The 8,619-nt window shown below is 43.2% G+C and carries 8 protein-coding genes and 1 tRNA gene; 5 read left to right on the top strand and 4 right to left on the bottom strand.

The window, feature by feature from the left end; all coding sequences use genetic code 11:
- Window positions 1–145: 145 nt before the first annotated feature.
- Genes NTX76_02470 through NTX76_02460 form a run of 3 tightly spaced genes read right to left on the bottom strand, consistent with a single transcriptional unit; the run spans window position 146 to window position 4,093 of the window.
- Window positions 146–1,354 (bottom strand): MFS transporter, encoded by a 1,209-nt coding sequence (locus NTX76_02470; protein ID MCX7338133.1) that lies wholly within the window; start codon window positions 1,352–1,354, stop codon window positions 146–148.
- Window positions 1,355–1,396: 42 nt separating this feature from the next.
- Window positions 1,397–2,698 carry an MFS transporter gene (locus tag NTX76_02465; protein ID MCX7338132.1) on the bottom strand — a complete coding sequence of 434 codons (1,302 nt, stop codon included), beginning with the start codon at window positions 2,696–2,698 and terminating at the stop codon, window positions 1,397–1,399.
- Window positions 2,699–2,740: 42 nt separating this feature from the next.
- On the bottom strand, window positions 2,741–4,093 hold the full coding sequence (locus NTX76_02460; protein ID MCX7338131.1) for an MFS transporter: 1,353 nt from the start codon (window positions 4,091–4,093) through the stop codon (window positions 2,741–2,743).
- Between the two features lie 220 nt (window positions 4,094–4,313).
- Between NTX76_02460 and NTX76_02455 the strand changes: the two genes are divergently transcribed.
- The 3 genes from NTX76_02455 to NTX76_02445 are packed head-to-tail and all read left to right on the top strand — an operon-like array spanning window position 4,314 to window position 5,931.
- A complete protein-coding gene (locus NTX76_02455) occupies window positions 4,314–4,508 on the top strand; it encodes a twin transmembrane helix small protein (GenBank protein MCX7338130.1) in 195 nt (64 codons plus the stop codon).
- Window positions 4,509–4,513: 5 nt separating this feature from the next.
- Window positions 4,514–5,074: a cob(I)yrinic acid a,c-diamide adenosyltransferase gene (locus NTX76_02450; GenBank protein ID MCX7338129.1), complete on the top strand. Its 561-nt coding sequence runs from the start codon at window positions 4,514–4,516 to the stop codon at window positions 5,072–5,074.
- Entirely contained in the window at window positions 5,050–5,931 is an 882-nt protein-coding gene (locus NTX76_02445; GenBank protein MCX7338128.1) for a 3-hydroxyacyl-CoA dehydrogenase NAD-binding domain-containing protein, read from the top strand. Before NTX76_02450 ends, NTX76_02445 begins: the two co-directional genes overlap by 25 nt.
- Before the next feature lie 157 nt (window positions 5,932–6,088).
- On the opposite strand, the gene hrcA is transcribed toward NTX76_02445, so the two are convergent.
- Window positions 6,089–7,132 (bottom strand): heat-inducible transcriptional repressor HrcA, encoded by a 1,044-nt coding sequence (gene hrcA / locus NTX76_02440; GenBank protein MCX7338127.1) that lies wholly within the window; start codon window positions 7,130–7,132, stop codon window positions 6,089–6,091.
- Window positions 7,133–7,350: 218 nt separating this feature from the next.
- Here hrcA and NTX76_02435 point away from each other — a divergent pair, with 218 nt between their 5' ends.
- Window positions 7,351–8,250, top strand: a complete 900-nt coding sequence (locus NTX76_02435; protein ID MCX7338126.1) for a tetratricopeptide repeat protein — start codon at window positions 7,351–7,353, stop codon at window positions 8,248–8,250.
- Between the two features lie 83 nt (window positions 8,251–8,333).
- A tRNA-Asp gene (locus tag NTX76_02430) sits at window positions 8,334–8,410 on the top strand.
- The last annotated feature ends 209 nt before the right edge of the window (window positions 8,411–8,619 follow it).

Raw genomic sequence — 8,619 nt, 5'->3', positions numbered from 1 at the left:
GGTGTTTTGATATATTCCTATTCTCGAGGCCTTTTTTTGTTTATACAAGGGGGGGCTCGCTACGGCGCTATTGATGGGCGCGCTCGCCCCCCCTTTTTTTACTGTGTGCCGCAGAGTCTCACATGTATGTGAACCCGGACAGAGTTTAATTTACAAGGTGTTCTTTTTTGGGTTCCGTAATCAAATTGAACCAAACACAAAATGCAATAAAAACAATGCCGACAATGATCACAAAAACAGGCATGTAACTATCGTTTGCCGCGTATGCCGAAAGAACCATAAAAAGGCCGGTGATAGCACCGGCAATCGATTCAATCATGGATGCATTTGTCCCACCCAGGGTATCATCACACGCATCCAGCGCCAGGCTATTACAACTGGTAATAATGGGGCCTGCAAAAAAGCAATCGACAAACATAATGGCAATATTGTTGGTAAACGTAAAAGGAATAATACCCAGCCATAAAAACAGCGTCGAAAGCCCATAGAAACAATATCCAATCATGGAAATGTTCAATAATTTAGTAACACCATATTTGGGCACAAGACGACGGTATACAAAAAGGCCAAGGCAATAGACAGCAATCATGCAGCTTTGAGAAAAAGCAAAGGTAGTTGGTGATGCGCCCAAGCCTTTAATTAGAATAAAAGGAGAGTGCATAATAAGCAGCATATAAACAGCGTTCAACATCGCAAATATCAACACATACCGAATATAAATTCGATTATACAAAAGATCGGAAAGATTTTGAAAAGATCGTTTCCATTCAAAAACACGCTTGATTTTCAATGTTTCGGGCATATGATTTATTAGCACGACAAATAAAATCAGCTGCAAAATTCCCAACAACAGAAAATTGTATCGCCACCCAAAATAAGATGCTGTAAAGGCCCCAACGATGGGCGCAACAATTAGCGCAAAAGGAATGCTTATTTCCAACAGGGCAATCATTCTGGCCCGAACTATCCCCGTATAAGAATCACAAATCACAGCCATCACGACCGTAAAAACAGCACCAACACCCAAATATTGAACAAACCTCGCAAACAGCAACCACTCAATCGTTGGGGCCACCGCACATCCAAACTGCCCAACGATCATAAAGCAACAAGCAGGCAAAAACAGCGCCCGTCGCCCATAACAATCGGATAAAGGGCCCCAAAAAAGCGGGGTTGTCGTTGTCAGAATAACGCTGATAATAAAAATAGATTGGATTAGAAATTCGCTTGTTTGCAGATCAGCCATAATTAACGGGGCCATGGGCAAATGAATATCCATGGACATGGCCGAAAGAACATTAGCCAGGATGAGCAAAGTCACCGCAAGCCGTTTAGTATCCTGTTGAACAGACATCGAACTCATAAAAAAGACTTAAAAAATTATTTAAAACAAAGCCTATGCTATACGCCTGTCTTCTTTGACGAATTTTAACAGAATCCAGCTGATAAATAAAGAAATAGGAATGGATATCAAGGCCATCTGATAACAATTATGACTATAAACCCTGATCCCCGCTGCAGAAACCTGACCATCCCACACCAAATCAAGGATAGCACCCAACGCAGGCTGGAAAATGATACCGCTCATCATGACGACGGCATTCGTGAACCCCATTGCCGTGCCGCTATTTTCTTGGGTGCAATGATCCTGGGCGCATGTAAAACACAAAACCTGCCCACCGATTGTAAATCCAGCCAACAAAATCAATCCAAACATGACACCCAGACTGATATATTCAGCATATGTAATTAAGACAAACAACCCGGCCGTTATCAGGGATGAAAATTTCATCACAACAGAATAGCTATGCGAATATTTCATAAGCCAAGCAGCCGCCGGACCGCCCAAGCCCATGCCAACAAAAATCATCACACTCGCTGTAGAAGCAAGTTCATTATTGATGCCATAATTGTTCATTAAGAACGGCACAGCCCACAACTCAGCAAAGGCAGAAATTGGTAAATACATAAATCCACCAATCATCCCCGCCAACCAAATTTGTGGATTTTTAACAATCCCCTTTAACGTTGGCAAAAACTGAATAGCCGCACTTTCTTTATCAGTGGTTGCTGCACTAGGCTTGTCACGAATGAACAACCATGAAACAGCCATCACTACCAAACCAAACAAAGCCATATAAATACCGGCCCGTCGCCAACCAACTGTATTAACTAGGGTGGCCAGGGGTCTTCCTCCTGCAATGCCACCAAACGTTCCCATCATATTGGTCAGACCAGCGATTAAGGCAAATTGATGAATTGGAAACCATTCAACCGTGACCTTTAAACAACTCAGAAAGGCACAAGCCGACCCCGCTCCAATTAAAAATCGCCCAACCTGAGCCATAAAAAGAGTATGACTCTCAGCAAACAAAAAAGTCCCAAGAATACAAAGAAAGGCAGAAAACGTTATGATGCGCCTTGTTCCGAATCTATCCACAATAAGGCCGCACGGAATTTGCAAAGGAACGTATGCCCAATAATAAAAAGAAGCCAACACCCCAAGGGACGTTGATGATACTTGAAAATCACGCATCAAATCATCTGTCATCACGCTGGGTGATACACGAAGCATCAGCTCGTATAAATAAAATAAACTAGCAACGCCCCACACCACCCATTTCTGGAAAGCTGGTACATTTATGTCAGACGTGACTTGCGATGGGTTCTTTATCAATTTCAACGAATCCACTTTCATTTTTCTACTCTTTAACCTAACAATGCTGCACTCAAAAACAATTTAAACTTGCTCAACGGTATGATTGTACGTTTCTTTAACGAATTGAACAATAATCCACCCAACGAACAAACCTATCGATATCGCCGTAAAGGCTATTTTATATGTTGAAATGTTATATTCAGGGGATCCATCTATGCTCATCTGGCCATCCCATGCCAGATCCAAAAGCCTTCCCACCAAAGGCTGAAAAACAAACCCACTGATCATAACCAAAAAATTGGTAAAACCAATCGTGGTTCCGCTGATATTGTCAGGACTGATTTCCTTTGCGGCAGCAAAATAAAGAATTTGCCCACCGGAAATTAACCCCCCAACAAATAATAAACACAACATCGAATCCCATGGAATATTGGGGACATAAAACACGATACAAAACACGAACAATGTCCCAAGCGCAGACCATGACATGATTTTAATGCGACTCTTAAATCGATTTGATAACCAAGCACCAAGTGGGCACCCCAATGCCATTCCTAGGAATACCATGAACGTGCCCGTGGAAGCGATTTCATTATTGATGTCATAAACTTGCATCAAAAAAGGAACTCCCCACAATTCTGCAAATGCCGAAAGCGGCAAATACATCATGCAGCCATACAATCCTATTAACCAATTTTGTGGATTCGATGCTATCAACCTAAGTCCGCCGAACAAGGAGCCATTACTCGCATGATCAATGGATGTAGATTTTTTACGACGATTTTCCGAGGGGCTGTCCGGATGATCGCGAATAATCAGCCATGCCGCTAGTGCAATACAACATCCGACAGCAGCGGCAATTAACATTGACTGACGCCAACCATAATGGTTCAGCAGTATGGCAAAAGGGCGCCCACCCGAAATTCCCCCAAATGTTCCCATCATCATTGTCATCCCGGCAACAACGGCGAATTTATCAGAATGGAACCATTCCGCACCAATTTTAGCACAACTTAAATAAGCACAGGCAGATCCTGCCCCAATCAAAAAACGCCCAGCCTTTGCCATCATCAATGTTTCACTACCGGAAAACAAAATGCATCCAAGAATACATAAGAAAGATGAAAAAGTGATAACCTTTCTGGCGCCTAATCGATCAACAATAAGGCCGCACGGAATCTGCAAAGGAACGTATGCCAAATAATAAAAAGAAGCTAACACCCCAAGTGACGTTGACGTTACATCAAAATCCGTCATCAGCTCATTCGTCATAACGCTTGGCGAAACACGAAGGATATATTCGTAAAGATAAAAGATCCAGGCGCAGCCCAAAATGATACAGGCTTGGACGGAACCCCTTGGATCGCATGCGATCGCCTCCTCCGTCTCAACCATCTCATAGTCGGATATTAACTTCATTTCAGCTGCTCTCATAGAACGATTACTCCGATTACTCTTGTCCAAATTGTTTTCTAGCAGTGCAATTTCTCAGCTTTTCTTATTGACCATTAAACCATTGCCCACAGGAACAAAGTCGTTTAACTTAGTATTTAGTGACTCTAGCATGATGGTCAAGTGACAGCGTTAAGAAAAAATGAAAAAATGACGCACTTTTTATGAAATCATAACAAAATTACACAATATCCTTAAAAACATGTCAAGAATTATTGAAATCGCTTTCTTTCTAAGTTTAATCACCACAACCCTAATTTTGTTTTTTGGGATTGGAACCTATCTTGTCGGCGGAAAAGTCAACGAACGCTACAGCAACAAGGCAATGCGGTGGCGAATCACATCGCAAGCCATCACACTTTTATTATTTTTTGCGCTTCTTCTGACAAAAAGGTAAACTCAATGGTTACGCTAGATCGTATTTATACAAAAGGGGGCGACACGGGAAAAACGTCCCTCGGCAATCAGAAAAGGGTTTCAAAAACAGACCCCCGAATCGAGGCTATCGGCACCGTGGACGAGGCAAACGCCTTCATCGGTTTTGCTGTCATTCATTGCGCGGCACCCATAATAGACATTATCCATACAATCCAAAATGACTTGTTTGATGTTGGCGCCGATCTGTGTGTCCCCGAGGACCCTTCGCTTGACCATGCACCCCTTCGTATCACAAAAAATCATATCAAAAATATTGAAAATATCATCGACCGCTTAAATGCCACCCTGCCACCCCTAACATCTTTCGTTTTACCCGGTGGGACGTCCGCTTCTGCAGCGCTCCATGTTGCCCGAACTGTTGTCAGACGCGCTGAACGTCGCGTTTTAGTATTGAACACGGCCATCAACCCCATGATAATACAGTATCTAAATAGACTGTCAGACCTGCTATTTGTCCTGGCACGAATCGCTAACCAAGAAATCACGAATGGAGATATTTTATGGACACCGGGAACCAATCACTAAAGACCGAACACACCATTGGAATCATTGGATCAGGCCAAATGGGATCAGGTATTGCCCAGGTCTGCGCAGCCTCTGGTTATTCCGTTTATCTTTTTGACGTCATGGATGGAGCCTTAGAAAAAGCTCGCAAAAGCATTTCGTCTTCCTTGCTGAAATTTGTGGAAAAAGAAAAAATAACGGACGCGCATAGGGATGCATCACTGAGCCGCCTCGCCTTCACCACAAAAATCGCTGATTTGCAGCATTGTTCAATTATTATTGAGGCTGTCCCAGAATCCCTCTCCATCAAACAGGATATCTTTCAGCAAATTGGAAACTTTGCAAATGACGATATTATCGTTGCCAGCAACACATCATCCCTTTCTATCACCGCCCTCTCCAACCTATATCCACACCCAAAGAAATTCGTCGGGCTACACTTTATGAATCCAGTCCCCATGATTCCATTGGTGGAAGTTATTTGCGGGGCAGACACATCCAGCCAAACGATCCAAATCATTACGGATTTTGCAAAAACACTTGGAAAAACGGTTGTTCAAAGCAAAGATTCACCAGGATTTATTGTTAATCGTATTTTATTGCCAACAATTAATGAGGCGATTCACACACTTGCAGATGGAATCGGATCAGCCGAAGATATCGATATCGCCATGAAACTGGGCGCCAATTGGCCCATCGGCCCGCTTGCCCTGGCTGATCTCATTGGGCTCGATACGTGCCTAGCCATCATGAACGTGCTAGAAAACGGTTTTCACGACAAAAAATATGCGCCCTGCCCTCTCCTCAAGGATCACGTACAACAGGGAAAGTTAGGCCGCAAAACTGGCGAGGGATTTTATAAATACGATCAGCATTAAAGATTTTTCCTATACCATTTTCAATAAATTTTCATTAGTTCGAGGCGATTTCTGGATTGCTTCTTCGGGCTTCGCCCTCATCGCAATGACGTCATGGCGAGCCGACGAAGGCGGCGTGACCATCCAGGAAATTCACCAGTCATTTGCAAAGCTCCCTTCACCCAATTAATCGCCCCACCATTTTTGCTGTATAGTCAACAAGCGGGATAATTTTCCCGTAATTCATTCGTGCGGGGCCAATCACACCCAGGGCCCCAATGATCTTTTGACGGGAATTCTGATAGGGCGCAATAATCAACGAACATCCTGACAATTTAAACAGATTATTTTCAGATCCAATGAAAATTTGGACACCCTCTGCCTGAACGGATGCATCCAATAATTGATAAAGCGTTTCTTTCGTTTCTAGGGTTTGAAAAAGTCCCCGAATTTGTTCAAGCTCTGTCATTTCTGACACATTCTGCAAAAGATTTGATTGACCCTTAACGATCAGCGATCCCCCTTGCTCCCCTCCGGCCCATACAGCTATCCCTTCCGAGACGACCTTGGTCGTTAATTCATCAAGGTCAGCCTGATGTTTGCTCAGTTCTTCATCAATCAATATCTTGGCCTCTGCCAACGTACATCCAGCCAAGCGCGCACTTAAATAATTTGTAGCCTCATTCAAAACAGAGGGCGTAACCCCCTTTGGCAAATCAATCAGCCTATTCTCCACCACCCCATCTTGCGATATCAAAACAACCAAAGCACGCCCAATGCCCAAATGAACAAACTCCATATGCTTTAGGGGGGATTCCGCCTTCGGCACCATAACCAGACCCGCGCATTGTGACAATCCAGACAACAGGCCCGTGATCTCCTCCAGGACAGAGGAAACGTTTTTCCCCGTTTTCAAACAAAGCTGATCAATATGTTGGCGTTCTTGTTGATTGAGATCCCCAATTTCCAGCAACCCATTGACGAAAAGGCGCAGGCCAGCCTCCGTCGGCAAGCGACCAGCAGACGTGTGTGGAGCGTACAAAAGACCAGCATCCTCTAAATCAGCCATAACATTTCGAATGGTTGCCGGCGATAAAGACACCCTTGGACGGCGCGACAAAGTCCGCGAACCCACCGGTTCCCCCGTCTCGACATAGGCATCGACAAGCTCTCGAAATATATCAAGGGAACGTTGGCTTAATTCAGACACTGTTAAAGACATTTTTTAACCCTTTTTGGCAAGTATTGTTGCCACCATTTGAATCTAACTTATCTGTTTTTAGTCTGTTTTACGAGAAATAATATTCATCAAGGAAATCATATCCGTCACAAGCCGACCCAACAAAAAATAAATCATAGAATCTTAACGTTTTATTAAGAAAAAAAATATTACAGTCATGAATAAATTATTTACAATTGATACCATAGGCTATAATAATAATGTGTTTTTTAATAAAGTTGGCATGCTTCTTGCTAATCGCAGCCAGAGTCGGATATGCCACAATCAATCAACTTCCAGAAGACAAAGAAGAAGGGAGCTTCGAGAGCAAACTCCTGATTCTCAGAAACAACCAAGAGTTACCCCCTGATTTTTGGGCAACCGCAACAGATCCTGAGAAAATCGACGAAACTCTCCGAATTTTAAATGCGCTGCCTGAATCCCAAAAAATAAGACGAGGACGTATGTTTGGTTTTCTGGGATATAATTATTCGAAATCAAGCCGATATTATGAGGCGATCATCTCATTAAAGCATGCCCTTTGCTTGTTAACCGAAGCCGAATCTGAGCTTAAAACTTTTTATTTAATCAATAAAAACGAATCTTCCTATTTTTTGATAAAAGATCTAAACAAAGAAAGGGGGGTCGTTTATAGCAAATTAGGCTTATTTTCTTTCTCATTGGGTAACTATCACGAAGCATGTCGCCATCTATGGAATGCCCTAGACTTATTACCACATGACAGACCTTCCGACGCAGCAAATCTTTGGAGCCATCTAGGAGTATCCTACCACAAACTGGGGGACCATCAAAATGCGATTAACTCAATGGAGCAGGCATTAATTTTGTTACCTGACGATAGCTCATACGCAAAGGGGAAAGTATGGGGAAATCTGGGAATTTTTCACGCAGAATTAGGAAACTACCCCCAGGCAATCGATTGCCTAAACGAATCCTTAGGTTTGTTTTCTGGACCAGAAAGCGTACACAAGAAAGAACAAACACGCGCAAATCTAAAAAAATTATATACCCATTTGGGCATCAATTACCCCATTCAACAAGCACAAAACGGGATCCTGGATTCCCTAGCAGAACTTCGTATCCAACAAAAATCCCCATAAAAATGCAAAAAAGGAAATAGCTATTGACAAGGATCGTTGTGATCCATTACATTTTCAATAGGAATTAATTCTTCCCCTTTAGTGGGTGTGTAGCTCAGTTGGTTAGAGCGCCGGCCTGTCACGCCGGAGGTCGCGGGTTCGAGTCCCGTCACTCCCGCCATTTTTTCATGCAAAATTTACCCCACCATGGTCTGTTCTAATTTTATGAGGATCGCGCTCGATAAAGCCGAGCAAGCCCTGACCCAACAAGAGGTTCCAATTGGCGCCCTCATTGTTATACCCAATGGATTTCGAAATCTGGATTTGAAAATAAGGACCGAGCGCCCGGAGTGTACAGAGACGTACATGAGGACGCGAGGTTCCGAAATT

Source organism: Alphaproteobacteria bacterium (assembly GCA_026400645.1).
Classification (GTDB): domain Bacteria; phylum Pseudomonadota; class Alphaproteobacteria; order Paracaedibacterales; family CAIULA01; genus JAPLOP01.
The sequence above is the reverse complement of the archived record's forward strand: the minus strand, read 5'-3'. Positions and strand labels throughout refer to the sequence as shown.